The 17,939-nt window shown below is 74.3% G+C and carries 16 protein-coding genes and 1 pseudogene; 6 read left to right on the top strand and 11 right to left on the bottom strand.

From position 1 onward, the window contains the following. Positions 1–28 precede the first annotated feature (28 nt). The 7 genes from AAHZ94_RS00305 to AAHZ94_RS00275 all read right to left on the bottom strand — a co-directional run bounded on the left by AAHZ94_RS00305 (position 29) and on the right by AAHZ94_RS00275 (position 6,490). Complete coding sequence (locus AAHZ94_RS00305; protein ID WP_349989754.1) at positions 29–2,242, bottom strand: condensation domain-containing protein; 2,214 nt, start codon at positions 2,240–2,242, stop codon at positions 29–31. Positions 2,243–2,510: 268 nt separating this feature from the next. Next, on the bottom strand, positions 2,511–3,542 hold the full coding sequence (locus AAHZ94_RS00300; protein WP_349989753.1) for a BtrH N-terminal domain-containing protein: 1,032 nt from the start codon (positions 3,540–3,542) through the stop codon (positions 2,511–2,513). Further along, positions 3,539–4,156, bottom strand: coding sequence for a beta-sandwich domain-containing protein (locus tag AAHZ94_RS00295; RefSeq protein WP_349989752.1), 618 nt, complete (start codon positions 4,154–4,156; stop codon positions 3,539–3,541). The genes AAHZ94_RS00300 and AAHZ94_RS00295 overlap by 4 nt, the downstream gene beginning before the upstream one ends. After that, on the bottom strand, positions 4,153–5,040 hold the full coding sequence (locus tag AAHZ94_RS00290) for a GNAT family N-acetyltransferase (protein WP_349989751.1): 888 nt from the start codon (positions 5,038–5,040) through the stop codon (positions 4,153–4,155). The genes AAHZ94_RS00295 and AAHZ94_RS00290 overlap by 4 nt, the downstream gene beginning before the upstream one ends. A 107-nt stretch (positions 5,041–5,147) precedes the next feature. Continuing rightward, positions 5,148–5,348, bottom strand: coding sequence for an MbtH family protein (locus AAHZ94_RS00285; RefSeq protein WP_349989750.1), 201 nt, complete (start codon positions 5,346–5,348; stop codon positions 5,148–5,150). Between the two features lie 141 nt (positions 5,349–5,489). Continuing rightward, positions 5,490–5,813 carry an AzlD domain-containing protein gene (locus AAHZ94_RS00280; protein WP_349989749.1) on the bottom strand — a complete coding sequence of 108 codons (324 nt, stop codon included), beginning with the start codon at positions 5,811–5,813 and terminating at the stop codon, positions 5,490–5,492. Beyond that, positions 5,813–6,490: an AzlC family ABC transporter permease gene (locus AAHZ94_RS00275; protein WP_349989748.1), complete on the bottom strand. Its 678-nt coding sequence runs from the start codon at positions 6,488–6,490 to the stop codon at positions 5,813–5,815. The genes AAHZ94_RS00280 and AAHZ94_RS00275 overlap by 1 nt, the downstream gene beginning before the upstream one ends. Before the next feature lie 167 nt (positions 6,491–6,657). Here AAHZ94_RS00275 and AAHZ94_RS00270 point away from each other — a divergent pair, with 167 nt between their 5' ends. After that, positions 6,658–7,194, top strand: a complete 537-nt coding sequence (locus tag AAHZ94_RS00270) for a helix-turn-helix domain-containing protein (protein ID WP_349989747.1) — start codon at positions 6,658–6,660, stop codon at positions 7,192–7,194. 395 nt (positions 7,195–7,589) lie between these two features. Here the strand turns inward: AAHZ94_RS00270 and AAHZ94_RS00265 are convergent, their stop codons facing one another. Then, positions 7,590–9,761: a TerD family protein gene (locus AAHZ94_RS00265; RefSeq protein ID WP_349989746.1), complete on the bottom strand. Its 2,172-nt coding sequence runs from the start codon at positions 9,759–9,761 to the stop codon at positions 7,590–7,592. 450 nt (positions 9,762–10,211) lie between these two features. Here AAHZ94_RS00265 and AAHZ94_RS00260 point away from each other — a divergent pair, with 450 nt between their 5' ends. After that, positions 10,212–10,430 carry a hypothetical protein gene (locus AAHZ94_RS00260; protein WP_349989745.1) on the top strand — a complete coding sequence of 73 codons (219 nt, stop codon included), beginning with the start codon at positions 10,212–10,214 and terminating at the stop codon, positions 10,428–10,430. Continuing rightward, positions 10,427–11,167: a glycosyltransferase gene (locus tag AAHZ94_RS00255; protein WP_349989744.1), complete on the top strand. Its 741-nt coding sequence runs from the start codon at positions 10,427–10,429 to the stop codon at positions 11,165–11,167. Before AAHZ94_RS00260 ends, AAHZ94_RS00255 begins: the two co-directional genes overlap by 4 nt. A 291-nt stretch (positions 11,168–11,458) precedes the next feature. Here AAHZ94_RS00255 and AAHZ94_RS00250 read toward each other — a convergent pair whose 3' ends face one another. After that, complete coding sequence (locus AAHZ94_RS00250) at positions 11,459–11,596, bottom strand: hypothetical protein (protein WP_349989780.1); 138 nt, start codon at positions 11,594–11,596, stop codon at positions 11,459–11,461. Between AAHZ94_RS00250 and AAHZ94_RS00245 the strand changes: the two are divergent. Together AAHZ94_RS00245 and AAHZ94_RS00240 are read left to right on the top strand one after the other, a co-directional pair. After that, positions 11,538–11,786 (top strand): annotated as a pseudogene (locus AAHZ94_RS00245) (class I SAM-dependent methyltransferase); the annotation flags it as partial. The gene AAHZ94_RS00250 and the pseudogene AAHZ94_RS00245 sit on opposite strands and share 59 nt — an antisense overlap. Before the next feature lie 70 nt (positions 11,787–11,856). Then, a complete protein-coding gene (locus tag AAHZ94_RS00240) occupies positions 11,857–12,219 on the top strand; it encodes a hypothetical protein (RefSeq protein ID WP_349989779.1) in 363 nt (120 codons plus the stop codon). A 419-nt stretch (positions 12,220–12,638) separates the two neighbouring features. Here AAHZ94_RS00240 and AAHZ94_RS00235 read toward each other — a convergent pair whose 3' ends face one another. Both AAHZ94_RS00235 and AAHZ94_RS00230 read right to left on the bottom strand, forming a co-directional pair. Continuing rightward, positions 12,639–13,670 carry a class I SAM-dependent methyltransferase gene (locus tag AAHZ94_RS00235; RefSeq protein WP_349989743.1) on the bottom strand — a complete coding sequence of 344 codons (1,032 nt, stop codon included), beginning with the start codon at positions 13,668–13,670 and terminating at the stop codon, positions 12,639–12,641. After that, a complete protein-coding gene (locus AAHZ94_RS00230) occupies positions 13,667–17,623 on the bottom strand; it encodes a non-ribosomal peptide synthetase (RefSeq protein WP_349989742.1) in 3,957 nt (1,318 codons plus the stop codon). Before AAHZ94_RS00230 ends, AAHZ94_RS00235 begins: the two co-directional genes overlap by 4 nt. A gap of 27 nt (positions 17,624–17,650) precedes the next feature. On the opposite strand from AAHZ94_RS00230, the gene AAHZ94_RS00225 reads away from it, so the two are divergent. Beyond that, on the top strand, positions 17,651–17,939 hold a 289-nt coding region (locus tag AAHZ94_RS00225), incomplete at its 3' end, for a hypothetical protein (RefSeq protein WP_349989741.1).

The raw sequence follows: 17,939 nt of genomic DNA, 5'->3' as shown, positions 1-17,939 counted from the left end.
CAGATCGGCGGGGAGGAGTACGGCGTGTTCACTGGTGGTGACGGCGCCGCGGGGGCGGCGGGGGCGGGGGGGGGGGGGGGGCGGGGCCGGGGGGGGGGGGGGGGGGGGGGGGGCCCCGGGCCGGGGGGGGGGGGGGGGGGGGGGCGGCGCCCACCCCCCGGGGCAGCTGGGGGGGGCGGCCTTCGGGGTGTTCACGGGGGGGGCCGGCGCCGCGGCCGGCCGCGTCGGCGAGTTGGAAGGCGAGCCGGGTCGCGGGGTGGCTCGGGTCGAGCGGCAGCCAGGCGCCGCCGGCCTTGATCGCGGCGAGTTCGGCGGTGGGCACGTGCGGGCCGCGGTCCAGGAGCAGCGCGACCCGCCGTTCGGGCCCCACCCGGTGCTGGTCCTGGAGTCGCCGGGCGAGCCGGTTGGCCGCCGCTTCCAGCGCGCCGTAGCTGAGGGTGGTGCCGGCGAAGAGGACCGCGGGGCGGTCGGGCGCGGTGGCGGCGTGGTGGGCGAACAGTTCGTGCAGCAGCCGGCCTTCGGTGCCGAAGTCGACGGCGGGTGGTTGGGCGCCGGCGGTGAGCGTGGCGCGTTCGGCCGGGGTGAGGATGTCGGTCCGCCGGGCCGGGCGGTGCGGCGCCGCGCTGAGTGCGCGTACGGCGGTGAGCACGTGCTCCGCCAACCGGGCCGCGCGGGGGCGGTCGAAGAGTGCGGGGAGGTAGCCGAGGGTGAGTCGCACCCCGCCGGCGGGGTGCGGGGTGAGCACCAGGTCGAGTTCGGCACGGGCGGCGGGGCCGGGCTGCGGCACCGGCTCGGCGGTCAGGTGCGCGCCCCAGTGCGCCGGCCCTTCGCCCGGGGTGGTGAGCGCGGTGGCGTCGAGCAGCACCCGGAAGAACGGGGCGCCGGCCGCCGTGCGCTGTGGGTGCAACGCCTCGGCCAGCGCCGCGTGGGCGGTGTCCGCGCCGGTCGTCGCCGCGGCGACGGCGCGCCGGCAGCGGGCGATCAGTTCGCGGCCGGGCGCGCCGTCCACGGGCCCGACGCGCAGGGCGGCCACGGTGGCGAGCGGGGCCACCACGTGACTGCTGCCCGGCCGGTCGCGGCCGGGCAGCACGGTCCCGATGACCGGGTCGGGCTGGCCGGTACAGCGGGCGGTTACGACGCCGACGGCGGCGGCGAACATCTCCGGCAGTGTGGCGTCCGCCTCCGAGGCGAGGGCGACGGCGGCGCGGGTGTCGGCCGCGGACAGGGTGGCGGTGACGGTGTGCACGGCGGCGGCCTCGGGGCCGCGCGGCCGGTCGGTCGGAAGGTCGGGCTCGGCCGCGCCGGCCAACCGCTCGCGCCAGCCCCGGGCCTGTTCCGCCAGCACACCGGCGGCCGAACGGAACCGTTGCTCCACCGCCAACTGCGATGCAGTGACTGCCAGTTGGGGAAGTTCCGGAATCTGTTCGCCGGTCGCGGAGCGGTAGAGCGCGGCGAGCTCGTACAGGGCGACGGCCATCGACCGTTCGTCAACCACCGCGCGGGAGGCGGTCAGGACCAGCAGGTGGTCATCGGGGCCGACGGTCAGCAGCAGGCCGCGCAGCAGCGGCCCGGCGGCCAGGTCGAAGGGGTCCGCGGCGTACGTGGCGGCCCGGGCTAGCGCCCGGCCCCATGCCGTTTCCTGTGGTCCCGGCACCGCCTCTTCGGCCAGGGGCGCCCGGTCCGGCGCGGGGTCCACGATGCAGTACGGGACGCCGCGTTCGGCGGCGAACCGGGTACGCAGCCCCTCGTGCCGCGCGACCAGCGCGACCAACGCCCGCCGCAACGCCGCACCGTCCAGCCGCCCGCGCAGCCGAAGCAACCCGGGGACGTGGGCTTCGCCGGACGCGTGGGGGTTGCCAGGTACGTGGGCATCGCCAGGTGCCTGGGGGTCACCGGACACAGGGGCATCGCCAGGTAGGTGGACGTCACCCGACGCCTGGGGGGCGCCGCGTAGGCGAGCGTCACCCGACCCATGGGCACTGCCACCTAGAGAAGCATCACCGGACGCGTAAGCCCCGCCAGATGCGGAGGCATCGCCGGCCACACCCTCGCCGTCGGCCCGGCGGGCGTACCTGTCCCACCAGCGGCGCTGTGTCTCCGTGGCGGGCGGGTGGCCGGGGCCCGTGGCGTCCGCGTCCGGTTGGCCCGTGCGGTCGGCGCGCCGTCGTGCGGCCAGGGCCAGCAGGGCCGCTCGGGCTGCGGTCAGCGCGGGGCCGTCCGCGGCGGCCTCCCGTACGGTCATGGTGTCCGTCCCTTCGTTCGGTGGCGCCGCCCCCGCCCCCCGCCCCCCCCGGCCCCGCCGGGGGGGGGGGCGGGGGGGGGCGGGGGGCGCGGGGGGCCCGGGGGGGGGCCCCCCGCCCCCGCGGGGTGGGGGGGGCGGGGGGGGCGGGCGGCGGCGGCCCCCCGTCCGGTCAGGGGGCCCGGCCCTGCGTGCGGGGGCGCCGCCCCGGCCCCGCGACCCGCCGGGCCCGGCGGTGGCAGGTGCCGTGGTGGGCCGGGGCGCGCGGGTCTCACAGGGTGTCGCGCACGTCCGCGAGGTGTTCGAGTACGCGGGCGTGGTCGGCGTGGAGCGCGGCGAACCTGCGGGCCAGCCGGTCCGGGCCGACGGAGCCGTCGCGAGTGAGGGCGCCGGCGATGCGGACGGCCGTCCAGTGGTGGGCGACGCGCTCCACCGACCTGCCGACCTCGGTGAGCTGTGGGCGGCCCAGGGTGCGGCCGGCCAGTGCCAGCCAGTCGGCGTGCAGTGCGGTGTGCGCCAGCACCGCGCCGGCCACCAGGAAGATCTCGTCGGCCAGCGGCTGTCCTGCGGCGAGCCGTTCGACGGCGTCGGCGAGGTAGGCCCGCTGTCCGGCGAGTCCGGCGAAGCCGTCGCCGGGCGGTGGGGCTGCGAACCGCTCCAGGTTGGCGTCGATGGTCCGGCGGACGGTGTCGACGTCGAAGGGTGGGAAGTCGGTCGTGTCGATCTCGACTTCGAGCCAGCGGTTGGCGATCGGCCGATTGGTGAAGAACAGGTCGCGGTCGTGGAGTTCGGGGTTGTGCGAACCACGGGCCGCGGCGAGCTCCGCCAGTTTGATGTCACCGTGGAAGCGGGGCGGCACCGCGTCCAACACCCGCACGGTACCGGCCCGTTGGTCAAATCCGTGCACGATGACCAGGTGGTTGGTGTGCACGTCCTGGTAGGCCGGCCTGAAGGGCAGGTCGAAATTGTCGGCGGCCACGATGGTCGGCCGCCCGGCCAGCACCTCGGCGCGGACCTCGGCCCACCCCGCTTCGGCGTCCACCGGCTCGTGCCAGCGCGAGCGCACCGGGTGGTACGGGGCGAGCGCCTCCCACAGCGAGGTGCCGGGGTCGGTGGGGTAGTAGTACTCCTCGCGGCGCAGGTCGGCCGGCAGGTGCCGGAAGCCCCAGGCGGCGCCGAGCGTTTCGAGCACCGGCGCCCCGTGGTGGTCGAGCAGGCTTCCCGCGCTGGTCCACAGGCAGCCGACCAGGTCGTGGCGCCAGGGCCGGAGCCCGTCGATCAGGTGCGCTTCGGGGTCGGTCATGCCGTACCTCCGTACGGGTGGGAGCGGACCAGGCTGAGCGCGAAGAGGTGGATGGCCGGGTTGTCGGGCAGCCGGATGGCCGTGAGGTCTTCCTCGCGCGGTACGGGCACCCGGGTGCGCCAGACCGAGGGCCCCATCCGTTGCTGGACGTGGCGCGGGTAGTGCAGGACCGTGCAGGTCAGGCCGGCCGACTCGCCGAAGTGCGCGGGTGTCTCGGCCCAGAAGTCCGACACGCGCAGCCACTCGGGGTCGACGGCGCCGCTGGCGTAGTGCAGGTGGACGGCGTCTTCGCTGCGTCGTTCGGCGGCGGCCAGCAGGTAGATCCAGTCGTGGCGGCCGGGCGGCAGTTCGACGTACTGGCCGGCGCAGCGCAGGTTGTCTGCGCCGTCCTCGCGGGGGGCGGGGAAGAGGAACGGGAGGCCGCCGACGTCGGTGTGCCCGCCTGGTGGGGGCAGTTCGTCGGCGGGGAAGCTGTTGGACCAGATGTTGAACTCGCCCTTGGCCAGTTCGTCCGGGCCGGTGATGCCGCGGTTGTCGAAGTGGGGGCGCAGGTCGATGGGAACGGTGCCCTGCGTGCCGGTCTGCTGTGGCAGCGTCAACGTCGCCTCATTCATCGAAGGTCTGGTGCCGGGCCCGTGGGTCCGCTCTCGTGCCCGGGGCGCATGCGCAGGGCGGCCCAGAGGTCGCGGTGAGTGGTGCGGGGCATCAGGTGGGTGGGGTGCCCGGCCCGGTCGGCACCGGTGCGGTGCACGAGCTGCGCGCCCGCCGGGCCGGGTTCGCCGGGGGGCAGGTCGAGCACGGCGGGCCAGTCGGCGGCCGGGCCGCGCCACAGGTCGATGCCGGCCAGTCGGGCGCCGGGGAGTGCCCGCGCACCGTCGGCGGCGAGCGCTGCGACGGGGCCGCGGCCGGCGACCGCGGCCAGCCCGCCGGGCGTGAGGAACCAGCAGAGCACGCCGGTGACCGGGCCGAACGGGCCGGCCCGCCGGAGTGCGGCGTCCGGTACGTCGAACGGGTAGGGCGGCAGCACACGGCGCGGCGTGCCCGGCGTGCGCTCCAGGGTGACTTCGGTGAGCAGCTTGTCGTCGACGGCCAGGTGGTGCTGGACGGTGTGGTAGCCGAGCCGGGTGTAGTAGGTGGGCAGACAGCGCTCCACCACGGCGGTCAGCCGTACCACCGGCACGCCCCTGCCGACCGCGTGGTCCTCGACGGCGGCGAGCAGACGCGCGCCCACGTCGCCGCCGCGGTGGTCGGGTGGTGCGGAGATGCGGGAGACGAAGAGCCCGCCGTCCGCCTGGAGTTCGGTGCGCAGGGCGGCGACGAGCGTGCCGCTGGACGGATCGCGCCCGACCCAGATGCATCCACCGCTGCGCGTGAACTCCCTTACAGATAAGGGATTTTCATGTGCACCATCGGGCACCGGGAGCCCCGGCAGCGGATCGGATCGCGCGTACGCGGCGCCCACCAGTGCGGCCACGTCCGCTGCCTGACGCTGCGTCAAGGACGCTTCAGCGATCAACTCGACATCAAGCGGCGTGAGTTGGGGTCGCACCGGCGGTGGTGCGGGGTTCCCTGGCGACTGGGTAGGTGCTGCGGTGGCGTCCGGGTTCATCCCTGGATCCGACGTACGCTCAGCGGGCGCAGGTCGGTCCAGACACGTTCGATGTGGTCCAGACACTGCTGCCTGCTGCCTTGCGCACCCTCGGCCCGCCAACCCGCCGGAAGCTCCCGCTCGGTTGGCCAGATGGAGTACTGCTCCTCGTCGTTGAGCACGACGCGATAGGTCTGGTCGTCCTCGGCATCCGGCATCGTCGCACTCCCATACAGAAGTCGCACGCTCGCATCCGGAGGCTCACTGTAGCCACTCCCCCGCACCCCGGACAGGCGATTGCCCATTTGTCCGGGGTGCGGCAGGCCGGAAACAGCCAGCGCCCGGAGCACATGCCGCGGTCACGGTACGGAGAGCAGGCGGAGCACGGCCGTGACCGCCGCGGCGGCGACCACCACGAGCAGGAAGGGCGCCTTGCGGTAGGCCAGCACGCCGCCGACGACCACTCCGGCGGGGCGGGCCACACCGCCGATGTGCTGGCCGGTGGCGAGCGCGGAGGTGACGACCAGGGCGGCGAGGAGGACGATCGCCGAGGTGTTCAGCAACTGTTCGGCGCGCGGCGGAAAGGTGAGCCGGGAGCGCAGCACGGGGCCGGTGAAGCGGAAGGCGAAGGTGCCGGCGGCCAGCGCAAGGAGGGCGACCAGCACGGCGGGCGAGTAGGGCATCAGGGGGTCTTCTCCTGCTCGGCCGGGGTGGCGTTGAGGAACACCGCGCCGAGCGCCAGCAGCACCGGCAGTCCGGACGGCAGGAACGGGGTGGCGGCCAGGGCGACGGCGGCGCCGGCCAACGCCGCCCGGCGCATCTTGCGCTCGCGCAGGGCCGGCAGCATCAGCGCCAGGATCACCGCGGGGAACATGGCGTCGAGCCCGAGCGCGTCGGTGTCGTGGATGACGTTCCCGGCCAGCGCCCCGAGCAGCGCCCCGGCCGGCCAGCAGATCAGCATGCCCACCCCGCACACCCAGTAGGCGCTGCGCTGTCTGGGCACGTCGGGCTGGGCCAGGGCCAGCACCACGCTCTCGTCGTTCATCAGGTGGGAGGCGACGACCCGGCGCCAGCCTGGCTGGATCACCCGGGGTGGGATGGCGAGGCCGTACGGCAGGTGTCGGGCGTTGGCGAGGAGCGCGACGAGCACCGCGGCCACCGGGCTGCCACCGGCCGAGATCACCCCGACGAACAGGAACTCCGACGAGGCGGCCAGCACGAGGAAGGCGGCGAGCACCGGGAACCACATCGGGAAGCCCTCGGTGACGCAGACCGCTCCGTACGAAACGCCGATGGCGCCCACCGCGAGACAGGCCAACACGATCCCGCGAAGCAGACTCCGATCCAGGGTTCGCCACATCGATCGCATGTTGAATATAATGAACACATCGTCCCGCCCCGTCAAACACACGGATCACCATGTCGCCACAGTCCCCACCCCCGTCACCGCACGAAGGACCCGCCACCGCGGCCGGCCCGTCCGGTGGAACCGCTGCCGGTCCGCCCGCCGGCCCTTCCGCTCCCCTGATGAAGACCGTCGCCGCGGCCCTGCGGCAGGAGCGGCAGCGCGCCGGGCTCTCGCTCAGCGAGGTGGCCCGGCGCGCCGGCTTGTCCAAGTCCACGCTCTCGCTCTTGGAGTCGGGCTCGGGCAATCCGAGCCTGGAGACGCTGTGGTCGCTGTGCGTGGCGCTGGGCATCCCGTTCTCCCGGCTGCTCGACCTGCCCACGCCCCGGGTCCGGGTGGTGCGCGCCGGCCAGGGTCCGGTCTTCGCCGCCGAACACGCCGACTACCGGGCCACGTTGCTCGCCGTCGGCCCGCCGGGGGCGCGCCGCGACATCTACACCATCACCGCCGAGCCGGGCAGCCAGCGCACGTCGAGCCCCCACACGCCGGGCGTCGTCGAGCATGTGGTGCTCAGCACCGGCCGCGCCCTGGTGGGCGTGGAGTCCGACCCCGTCGAACTCCACCCCGGCGACTACATCGCCTACCCCGCCGACGTACCGCACGTCTTCCGCGCCCTTGAGCCGGGTACGACGGCGGTGCTGGTCTCGGAGAACGTCTGACGCCACGGCTGCCACAGCCGGCAGGGTTACCCACGTGGGGCCACGCCAGGGTTGCTCACCTCAGGGCTACCGGGGTTGCTCACCCGGGGTCATCGGGGTTGCCTGCCTCGGAGCCCATGCCTGCCCATTCACTCGGCGTGGGCGCCCGCCCCGGCAGGGTGGGAAGCAAGGGGGTGGGAGGAAAAGAAGGTTGGGAGGCGGTGGGGCGTCCGGGGACAGCACGACGGGGGGGGGGGGGGGGGGGGGGCGGGGGCACCCCCGCGCGGGGGGGGGGGGGGGGGGCGCCCCGCCGTGCGAGAACGTGCGAGGGGCGAGGAAAGCGAAGGGGCTAGATTCTATGAGTGAATGGAGAGAAGGAAGCCCCTTCATGGCCTCGCCCAGGCTTACCGTAACAGTCACCCCGGGATCAGGTCACGCAGGTTTTCCGGGGTGATGACGACCGAGTCCGGGTGCAGGTCGGCAGGACGCTCCAACCCCAGATAGGTGACCGGTTCCGCAGGCACCTGCCCGCCCTCCCACCGGGTGGTCGTGGTGGCGCGCTCGGCCATCAGGTCCACGAGGTGGCGGACCGTCAGGTAGTCGCGTTGCATGACCCCGCGCAGCAGGGTGCCGACCGACAGTTGGTTCTCCTCGACCCGGTTCCCACTCGGCTCACCCTTGAGGTAGAAGTGCAGCCAGTGGGCGTACCAGGCCCCGTCGTCCTCGCGTACGAACGCCACCGGCAGGGCCACCCGGCCGGGCCCGCGCAGCTCGGACTTCATGCGTACGGTACGGGCCTCGAACGGCTGCCCCTGCTGTTCGCCCTCGCGCAGCATGAAGCCGAAGAACGACTCCGCGACCTCGTGGAAGCCCTCCCCCGCGTAGATGTAGACCTGCGGGACGATGGAGGCGCCGCGCACCGCACCGAGCCGCAGGTTGATGAACTCCGAAGCACCCTCGGGCGCATCGGTGATGTCACCCGAGTGTTCGCCCCCGGCCCGGGTGAGGGCGGTGTACGACAGCCAGTCGACCGTCTCGTACGAGGCGTCCAGGAGCAGCGCGGACAGGTCGTAGTCGGTGGTCCGGGCGGTCTGCTTCCAGTAGACGAAGAAGCGGAGCAGTTCGCCGTCGATGCGCGAGCGGGAGCCGCGCGGCAGCACGCCGAGGCCGGCCGCGCTCGCCCGACCGCTCAGCGGCAGGGCGACGTCCAGCACCTCCGGATCGACCAGCAGGTGGCCGGGGGTGGGGAGCCGGCGCCGGGTTTCGGCGTCCAGGGTGGCGATCAGCCGGCTGCGGACGGAATCGGGCAGGGCCTGGCGCCGGTCGGGCGCCGCCCAGGCACCGCCGAAGCGGTTGACGAACAGCCGGCCGTGGCGGGCGTCGCCGGTCCGGTTGCCCAGGTGTTCGCGGACGGAGAGCAGCACCCGGCCGGAGATCTGCGGGGCGACCTGCTCGGCCGCTGCCAGCACGGCCGCACGCTGCTCGTCGGTGGAGCCGGTGCACAGCAGCCGGTCCAGGGCGCGGAAGAGCTTGCCGGGCGCGGTCGCCAGCAGGCGGGTCGCGCCGGTGACGTCGCCCGCGGCGAGCAACCCTTCGACACGGCTGTCGAACGAGCGGGCTTCCTGCTCGCCCCGGGCGACGGCGAACACCTCGGCGGCGTGCGGCCACTGCGGGTACTCGTGCGGGTGCAGCCGCTCGCCGAGCCGCTTGAACTGCTCGCGATGCGCACCGACGTCGGCGAGTTTGGCCGGGGCAGCCGCAACCAGCCCGTCAAGGCAGGCCAACAGCGCCCGGCGCAGCCCGCGGGGCACCGAGCGGAACCGGGTGGGCTCGACCAGGCTGACGTCACCACCCGCCAGCGCACAGGCCAGCCTGAGCACGTCGGTGACGGTGTCCACCTGCGGGCCGGCACCGACCTGGAGGCGGGCGGCGTTGATCAGCGCGCGGTTCTCCCGCACCGGGATGGCGTCCGGCTGCGGCCCGTCCGCGCAGTGCCCGGCGAGCGTGCCGAGGTCGGCGATGCCCTGCTCGCCGAGCGGGGTGGTGCTGCCCGCCAGGGCCAGGTAGAGGGCGGTGACCTCCGTCTCCAGCGGGCCGCCGAGGTGCAGGGTGGTGACCCGGTCGCCGGCGGCTGCGATCAGCTCGTCGTGCGCGGCCAGCATCTGCTGGTACGTGTGCTGGTAGTTGCCGTACTTGGGCAGGGTCAGCAGGTCGACGGTGCCGGCCCGCAGCCCGGCCAGGGTGTTTTCCCGGGAGGCGCCGTCGAGCAGGGCGTCGACGATGCACTCCATCCAGAAGTCGAAGGTGTCGGGCACCCGGGCGGGGAAGTCGATGAAGTACGTGTTGTGCTGGACGTGGTCGCCGACCAGCTCGCGGACGGTGTCCAGGGTGCGCACCGCGCTCGCCACGACGCTCTCCTCAGCCAGCTCGGACAGGTTGGCCAGCAGTTCGGCAGAGAGCTTGAATCCCACGGACATCAAGGCCGCGTCGAATCGCCGCGCGGCCCGTGCACCGTCGCCGGCGGGTCCCTCGGGGCGCGGAACGCGGTGGGTGTGTCGGATGACCATGGATTCGAGTCGCTGGGACATCTGCGCAGAATGACAGCAACACACCCTCCTACGCACATGGGTTTCCGGCGCGTGCGACCCACCCGCGGGGCGACACACCCTGATGCCCGCCCCCTCGTCCCTTGCCGCGGGCCCGCGGCAACGCGCTGACCACCAACCATCGGCCACCACATGCCAGTTGGGCATGCGCACCACCCACGGTCGGCAACGCTCCGGATGGGGATTTACGGCTCCGCGCAACACGCCTTCTTCCGTCTGGGCCCGGAGACCCCCGGCTTCAAGCCACGGCTACCAGGGGCCAACCCACACCCTCAGCGCCGACGCCAGCACGTCCGGCTTGCTCGCGGAACCGCCCCACGTCCCCGGCACCAGATTGTGGTCTCTGCGCGGTTCCTACTCAGCCCCCGCCCCACGTCGGCTGAGTATCCGTGCTCAGGCAGGATGTTCGAAGGCGTTCGTAGGGTCCTGCCCATGCACACAGACCACGCAGCTCGCACCCCTTCGCGCCGGATGGGTATCTCGGCGGTGGCCTCCTACCTGCCTCAGCGCGAGGTGACCTCGTACGGACTCCAGGAACAGAGCGCCGCCCCGAACCCGGTGCACGAGGGTTTGCGCCCCGCCGAACGAGTGCTCCCCGCCGGCCTGGGCGGCGGTGCGGGCGTCATGACGATGGTGTGGGAGAAGGCGTGAGCGGCCTGTGGGTGGTGCTCCCCGCCCACCAGGAGGCGGCGCGGCTGGGTGACACGCTGGAGGCGCTGGCCGCCCAGCGGGACCGGGACTTCACGCTGGTGGTCGTGGACAACGCCTCGACCGACGGCACCGCGGCCATCGCGTACGAGTTCGCCCGCTGGGCGCCGTTCTCGGTGCACGTGCTGCACGAGCCGGAGAAGGGCCTGGGGTGTGCCGTGGACACCGGCTGCCGGTACGCGATCCGGCACGGCGCCTCGCTGTTGGCCCGTACCGACGCCGACTGCCTGCCGCGGCCCACCTGGACGGCGGCGGCCCGCACCGCGCTGGGCAGCGGCGCCGGTCTGGTCTGCGGGCGCGTCGACACCCGGCGCGACGAGCACGGGCCGCTGGGTCGGGCGGTCTTCCGCACGCTGGTGCGCGGCGCGGCCCTGTTCGGCCGGGTGCGCCCCGCACACCGGCGCCGCCACGGCTACCTCGCCCCGTACCGGATGCACGCGGGCAACAACCTGGCGATCACCGCGGCGCTGTACGAGAAGGTGGGCGGAATGCCGCGCCGGCCCTCCCCCACCGACCGGCTGTTCGTGAACCGGGTGCGTCGACACACCGCCGCCGTCGTACACGCCCGCGACATGGTCGTGGCGAACTCCACCCGCAGGTTGCGCGACTACGGGGTGGTGGGTACCGCACGCTGGTACCTCGGCAAGGGCCAGGGGAAGCGCGAGGAGGACCCGCGCTGATGCCCGACGCACGCGCGCACACCCTCGGCCATCTTCCCCGCCCAGGGCTGCCCGCCCGGCTGCCAACCCGACGGAACGCCCGGCTGGGTAGCCCGGGCTGATCAGGCGTACGCGACACACCCGGCACCGGGTCGGGGCCGGACCAGGACCGGGCACACAGCCTGAGCCGGCCCGCGCGCGGGAGCGTTGGTCGCCTTGTGGCGTGGGACCCGAGCCGCGTCCGCATCCCCCGGCCGGGGCGGCCTTGTCCGCACGCGGGCCCTGCCTGAGGATCGGTGCCATGAACCGTGTCTACGACAATGAGCGGCTTGCTGGCGCGTACGAGCACGGCAACGAGATGCCGGAGGCGTCGTTGCGGGCGTGGGTCGCGTTGATCGCCTCGTACGCGCCACGGCCCGCGCCCGCCGTCATCGAGGTCGGCGCGGGCACGGGGGTCTTCTCGGCGGCGCTGGCCCGCTGGGTCCCGGGGAGCGAGGTGGTGGCCGTGGACGCGTCGGCCGCGATGTTTGCCGAGGCCCGGCGCCACCATCCGCACCCGGCCGTGCGCTATCTGTCGGGCGAAGCGGAGGCGTTGCCCACGGCGGCCGACTGCTTCGACCTGGCCCTACTCTCCCGGGTGGTGCACCACATTACCAACCGGGCGCGGGCAGCCCAGGAGCTGGCCCGGGTTGTGCGGCGGCGGGCGGGTCGTGGTCCGCACCACGTTCCGCGAGCGGCTGGACGCGGTGGTCTACGACTACTGGCCACAACTCCGCGCGCTGGACGCACGGCGCTTCCCCAACCGGGCGGAGGTCGTCGCCGACTTCCTCGCCGCCGGATTCCGCCTGGAGTCGGTCGACTCCTTCGCCCAGCCCGTCGCAGCCGGCCTCGCCGACTACCGGGCCCGGCTGACCCACGCACCACAGTCCAAGTTCACCCAGCTCACCGACGCACAGTTCACCCGGGGGTTGGCCCGTATGGAGGCCGCGGCAGCAGCCGAGGCCGCAGCCGGCGGACCGCGACCGGTCCTCGAACGCTACGACGTGGCCGTGTTCGCCCTGCCCACTCCTTGACGGCCGCCGCCCACGGGGTGCCGTGGGCACCGCCCCCGCGTACGCGACACACCTGCGCCGCAGGCAGGGTGTTGCCGCGCTCGGTCCGGCGCGCGTACCCACCGGCACGGGACACGGGAGGGATCGGGCCGGGGAAAGGGCGCGGGTGGCTCAGTGGAGATGGGTGGGGTGGCTCAGCGGGGTTGGGCGGGACCGGCGCCCACCCTGTGCCAGCCTCATCCCACCCCGAGCACACCTTGGATCAGTCCCGAACGCCCCTGGTCCAACCCTGATCAAACTCCCAACCAACCCTGGTCAAGCCCCGTACCAGCCTCGGCCGGGCGCCTACCGGCCCTGCCCGAGCCCTGTACCCGTCCGGCGCCCTTGCCGTGCTGCCGTGGGCGCCGCCCTCCCCTGTGCCAGCCCGTATCAACCCCGCTTCACTCCTGCTCCGCGCCGATGAAGCGGCTGCCAGCAACCCGGGGCACGCAGTGGTGCAGGCTGTTGCCCCGGCCTGCCACCAGGCTCATTCCGGTGGGGCGCAGGGTGAGTTCCAGGACGCGGAGGCGGTGTGCGGGGTCGCGGTGGCGCAGTCGGTCCGCCAGTTCCGCCGGCAGGTTCTCCGCTCCGCTGACGCACAGGTAGGGGTCGTCCTCCGCGGCGGCCAGGTCCACGAACTTGCTGCCGCCCTCGTAGTTGATGCTGAACGCGGCGACCCAGTCGAGGCCGAGGCCGGCCAGGAGGTCGGGCAGGTCGCCGAAGCGCCAGGCGTGCACCACCGGGTGCAGGTAGGCGTCCGCGTCGATGACGTGCCGGATGTCGCCGGCCGCGGCGCTCTCGCTGGTGGAGCCGTAGCGGTCGGCGGCGAGGGTGAGTCCGAGGGCGCGCACCGTGGCCAGCCCGGAGCCCGCGTCCGACTCGTCCAGCAGGGCGTGGACCAGTTCCCGGTCCAACAGCCGGTCGTGTTCGCCGACGGCGTGGTAGAGCCACAGGTACAACAGGCCGTCGGGGGCGAGTCGTTGGCTGAGCCAGCGCAGTCCGGCCCGCGGGTCGGGCAGGTGGTGCACCAGGCCGGTGCAGACGACCAGGTCGAAGTCGTCCGCCAGGTCGAGCCCGGGCACCAGCCCCTGCCGGAAGTCGATGTTGCCCACCCCGTGCCGGTCGGCCAGTTCGCGGGCGACCCCGAGGGACGCCTCGCTGGCGTCGACGCCGACGAAGTGCGCCTGTGGGTGACTCTTGGCCAGCGCGACCAGCCGGTGCCCGGTGCCACAGCCCGCGTCGAGCACCCGTCGGGCGCCCAACTGCCCGTCCGCCAGCAGGAATCCCATGGCGTTGGACACGTCGTGGATGAGCCCGGATTGGGCGTCCGGCGAGGGGTAGGGGAAGCGCTCGTACAGGCTGCGGACGTCGGCGGTCGCCGCGGCCCGATGGGGTGGGACGGGCGCCGGTACGGGCTCGGGGCGGGTGTTCACGGGGTCCTCCGGGTGTGCAGTCGGCTCAGCAGGCCACGGGCGGCCAGTACCACCCGGGGCGGGCGCATCATGCTGTAGTGGTCGGCTTCGATGGTGTCCTCGGTCCAGTCGCCGCCGGTCCACGGCGTCCAGTCGGTACGGGCCACGACCGCGGTGCGCAGGCTGTCACTCGCGTACACGGCGTGCAGCGGGGCGCGCAGACAGGTGTCGGGCCGCCAGCCGCGGAAGATGTCGCTCTGGTGCCTGATGGTGCGGAAGTGGTGTTCCAGGGTGTCTCGGTCCGCATCGCCGGGTGGTCCGGACAGGTCCAGGACCCGGCGCAGCGCGGCCTCGTCGGCGACCGTCCCTTCCGGTACGAGGTCCAGGACGCGGCGGCGGGCTTGCGAGTCACCCGCTCCGTAGGTGGCGTTGAGGGCGAGGCGCAGGGCCTCCTGGTCACCGTCGGGTTCCCAGTCGCCGATGCCGCAGTCCCACAGGTCGACGGAGGTGACCTCGATGCCGTGCCGTTCGAGTTCGGCGGCGACGGCGAGCGCCGCGTGCCCGCCGAGCGACCAGCCGAACAGGGCGAGCGCGGGCAACCGGGTGTGGGTGACCAGTTCGGTGGCGTACCGCCGGGCCAGTTCGGGGACGGTGGCGGGCTCCTGACCTGCGCCGGCCATGGCCGGCGAGCGTAGGCCGAGGACCGGGAGGGTGGGTGGCAGCAGGCGCAGCAGCGGTTCGTAGGCGTGCAGGGTGCCGCCGAGTGGGTGGACGAGGACGAGCGGGGCGCCCTCGCGGTGCGGTGTCAGCGGCGTGACCAGCCGGTGGCCGCCGGCCGGTGCGGTACGGGCCTGGGTGGGTGTGGCGGTGGGTGTGGGTGTGGGTGTGGGTGTGGGTGCGATGGTGGGCGGGGTCTGTGGGCTGGGTGCCGGGGTGCCGGGTGGGGGCTCGCGGTCGGCGATGGCTGCTTCCATGGCGGCCAGGGTGCGGTGCTCGAAGATGATGCGCAGCGGGAGCCGAACGCCGAGCTTGGCCTGTGCCTCCCTGGCCAGGTGGGTGGCGAGCAGGGAGTGGCCGCCGAGGGCGAAGAAGTCGTCGTCCGGGCTGACGCTCTCGCGTTGGAGGAGTTCGCACCAGAGGGCGGCCAGCGGGCTGTCGGCCGGTGCGCTCGTGTTGTCCGGGTTCGCGGCCGGTGCGGTGTGCGCCGCGGCGATCAGGGTGTGCAGCGCCGACCTGTCGAGCTTGCCCGCGGCGGAGCGCGGCAGCGCCTCCAGTACGTGGTACGCGGCCGGGACCAGGTGGCGCGGCAGTCGCTCGGCGGCGAAGTCGCGCACCGCGTCCGTGGTCAGCCCGGGCCCGGCCGGTACGAGCGCGCTGACCAGGACCGGGCCCGCCGGTCCTGTGTCCAGGACGGTGGCCGCCGCGTCCGCGACGAGCGGAGCGGCCCGTAGGGTCTCGGCGACCTCTCCCAACTCGATGCGGTGGCCGCGCAGTTTCACCTGGTCGTCACGGCGGCCGAGGAACTCCAGGGTGCCGTCGGGCAGCCAGCGGGCCAGGTCGCCGGTGGCGTAGGCCCGCTCGCCGGGGACGGCCGTGCCGGTGCCTGTTCCGGTGCCTGCCCCGGTACCAGGGGTGGTCGTCGTGGTGGTGGCGGTGTTGGCCGTGGCGACGGCGCCCGCCGTGGCGATGAAGCGTTCGGCGGTCAGGTCGGGGCGGCCGTGGTAGCCGATCGCCAGTTGCGGACCGGACAGGTAGAGCTCGCCGGGGAAGCCGGGCGGCACCGGGCGCAGCCGGCGGTCGAGCACCCGGGCGGTGACTCCGGCCAGCGGGCGTCCGATCGCGGGGCGCGGGTGGTCGGCGTCGATGGGGCAACCCGTGGCGTTCACGGTGAACTCGGTCGGCCCGTACACGTTCACGGCCCGCACCGGCCCGGCACTCAGCCGCGTCCACAGCCCCTGCGGGACGGCTTCGCCCCCCAGCACCAGCAGCCGCGGGGCGACCGGCCCAGGCTCCAACAAGCCTGAGTCCACGAGGTGTTGGGCATGGGTCGGGGTGGCGTCGAGCAGATCGATTCGGTGGTCGCGGAGGAAGTCGACGAAGCGCTTGCCGTCCAGCCGCAGCGTGCTGGGCACCGGGTACAGGGTGTGTCCCGTGCCCAGCATCAGCACGGACTGCCAGGAGGCGTCGAAGGAGGGCGGCGCATTCTGGGCGACCCGCAGCGGGCCTCCGGCGTCCGCGACCAACCGCGCGAAGGCCAGTCGGTGCATCGCCTCCGCGAAGGCGGCGAGACTGCCGTGGCGTACGGCCACGGCCTTGGGCGTGCCGGAGCTGCCCGAGGTGAAGATGACGTACGCGGTGTCGTCCGGGCCGGGCCCGACGCCGGCCGGTGCAGGCGTGGTGGGGTCACCAGGTGACGCGCCAGGGGAAGCGTTGGGTGCCGCGTCGGGGGACACATCGGCGGGTGCGCCGGGGAGCGCACCGGGTGACGCGCCGTGCGGCCAGCGCAAGCGCGGCAGCTCGGGCGGGGCGAACGCGGCGTCCTGCCCCTCCTCCACGACCAGCACTCCGACATCGACGGCGGTCACCATGTGCCGCAGCCGGCGGGCGGGCAGGTCGGGGTCGAGCGTGACGCAGACCGCGCCGGCCTGCCACACCCCGAACACGGCGGCGATCCGCACCGCCGCGTCGCGCGCGAGGACGCCGACGGCCGCGCCCCGCCGCACCCCGGCAGCAACCAACCATCCGGCCAACGCATCGGCGTGGGCTACCAGTTCGGCGTAGGTCAACGTGGTCGGCGGCCCGCCGTCGGCCGGGTCGGCGACGACGGCCGGGCGCTCCGGGTGGCGCAGGGCGCGGGCCCGTACCGCGGCCGGCAGCACGGTCCACGGCAGTTCGGGCAGCGGCACACCCCGGGCCAGATCCTCCACCGCTCCCCGCACCGTACGGTCAGTGAACGGAAGTTCATCCAGCGGCAGGGCATCGAGCGGTACGGCCTCCGGGCGCGCCCCGCCGCCGGCCCGCACTCCGGTCACCAGCGTCGCGAACGCCGCGGCGAGGCTGTGCGCCGTCGACTCCTCGTACAGCTCGGTGGCGAACTCCAGCTCGCTCGGGGCGCCCGGTGCGGCGTTCAGATGGAAGGTGAGGTCGGACTTGGCGGTGCCGGTGTGCAGAGGGATGCGGCTGGTGTCGGTGCCGGTCAGCTCCAGTTCCTCCGCCGCGTACTGGAGTTCCAGCGCGACCTGCAACAGTTCGGGGCGGGCCGCGTCCGGGGCCGGGGCGGCGGCGACGATGTCGTCGAACTCGCAGCTCGTGTGCGCCATCGCCGCGAGCACCACCTCGTGCGCGTGCCGTACGGCGGCGCCGACGGTGCGTTCCGGCGGCAGGTGGAGCCGAAGCGGGACGGTCTTGAGGAAGTAGCCGATGGTGTCCTCGGCTTCGGCTTCCGCGCGCACGTTGACCGTCGTGCCGATCACCACGTCGGTGCTGTCGGCGAGCGCACCGACGGTACGGGCCAGCGCGGCGAGCGCCACCGCGAAGGGCGGGGTGTGCAGTTCGGAGGCCGCCGCACGCGCGGTGGCGAACCAGTCGGACGGCAGCGGGATCGGGATGCGCCGGCCCATCCTGGCGGTGGCCGGCCCCGGCCGGTCGGTGGGCAGCGCCATCCGGGCCGGCACGTCGGCCAACTGTCGTGCCCAGTAGGCACGGTCGGCGGCGCGCTCGGCGCCCCCGGCCGCGGTCGCCAGTTCGTGCTGGGCGGTCAGCGCGTCGACGGCCGGTGAGGGCTCGGCGTCGCCCGCGTACGCCGCGCCGAGTTCGGCGAAGAACAGCCCCAGCGCGTACCCGTCACAGATCAGGTGGTGCAACACCACCACCAGCAACCAGTCTTGGTCGGCACACCGGAGCAGCCGGCCGCGGACCAGCGGGCCGCCGTCGAGGTCAAAGGGGCGGCGGGCCTCGGCGGCTGCCGTCTCCACCGCCAACTCCCGGGCCCGCTGCGGCCCGTGCTCGCGCAGATCGGTCTCGGTCAGCGGGAACCGGCCGGCGGGCGCGAACGCGATCTGGGGCGCGCGGTGGGGGGGGGGGGCGGCGGGGCGGGGGGGGGGGGGGGGGTTTTAAAAAAAGCCCGCCCCCCCCCCCCGCCGCGGGGGGGGGGGGGGGGGGGGGGGGGGGGGGGGGGCCCCCCGCCCCCCCCCCCCCCCCCCCGCCGCGCCCGGCCGGGGGGGGGGGCGGGGGCACGGGGGTCTTCTCGGCGGCGCTGGCCCGCTGGGTCCCGGGGAGCGAGGTGGTGGC

The organism is Streptomyces sp. HSW2009 (assembly GCF_040240285.1).
In the GTDB taxonomy this organism is placed as follows: Bacteria; Actinomycetota; Actinomycetes; order Streptomycetales; family Streptomycetaceae; genus Streptomyces.
Note: the sequence above shows the minus strand (reverse complement) of the source record. Positions and strands in the feature narration are given on the sequence as shown.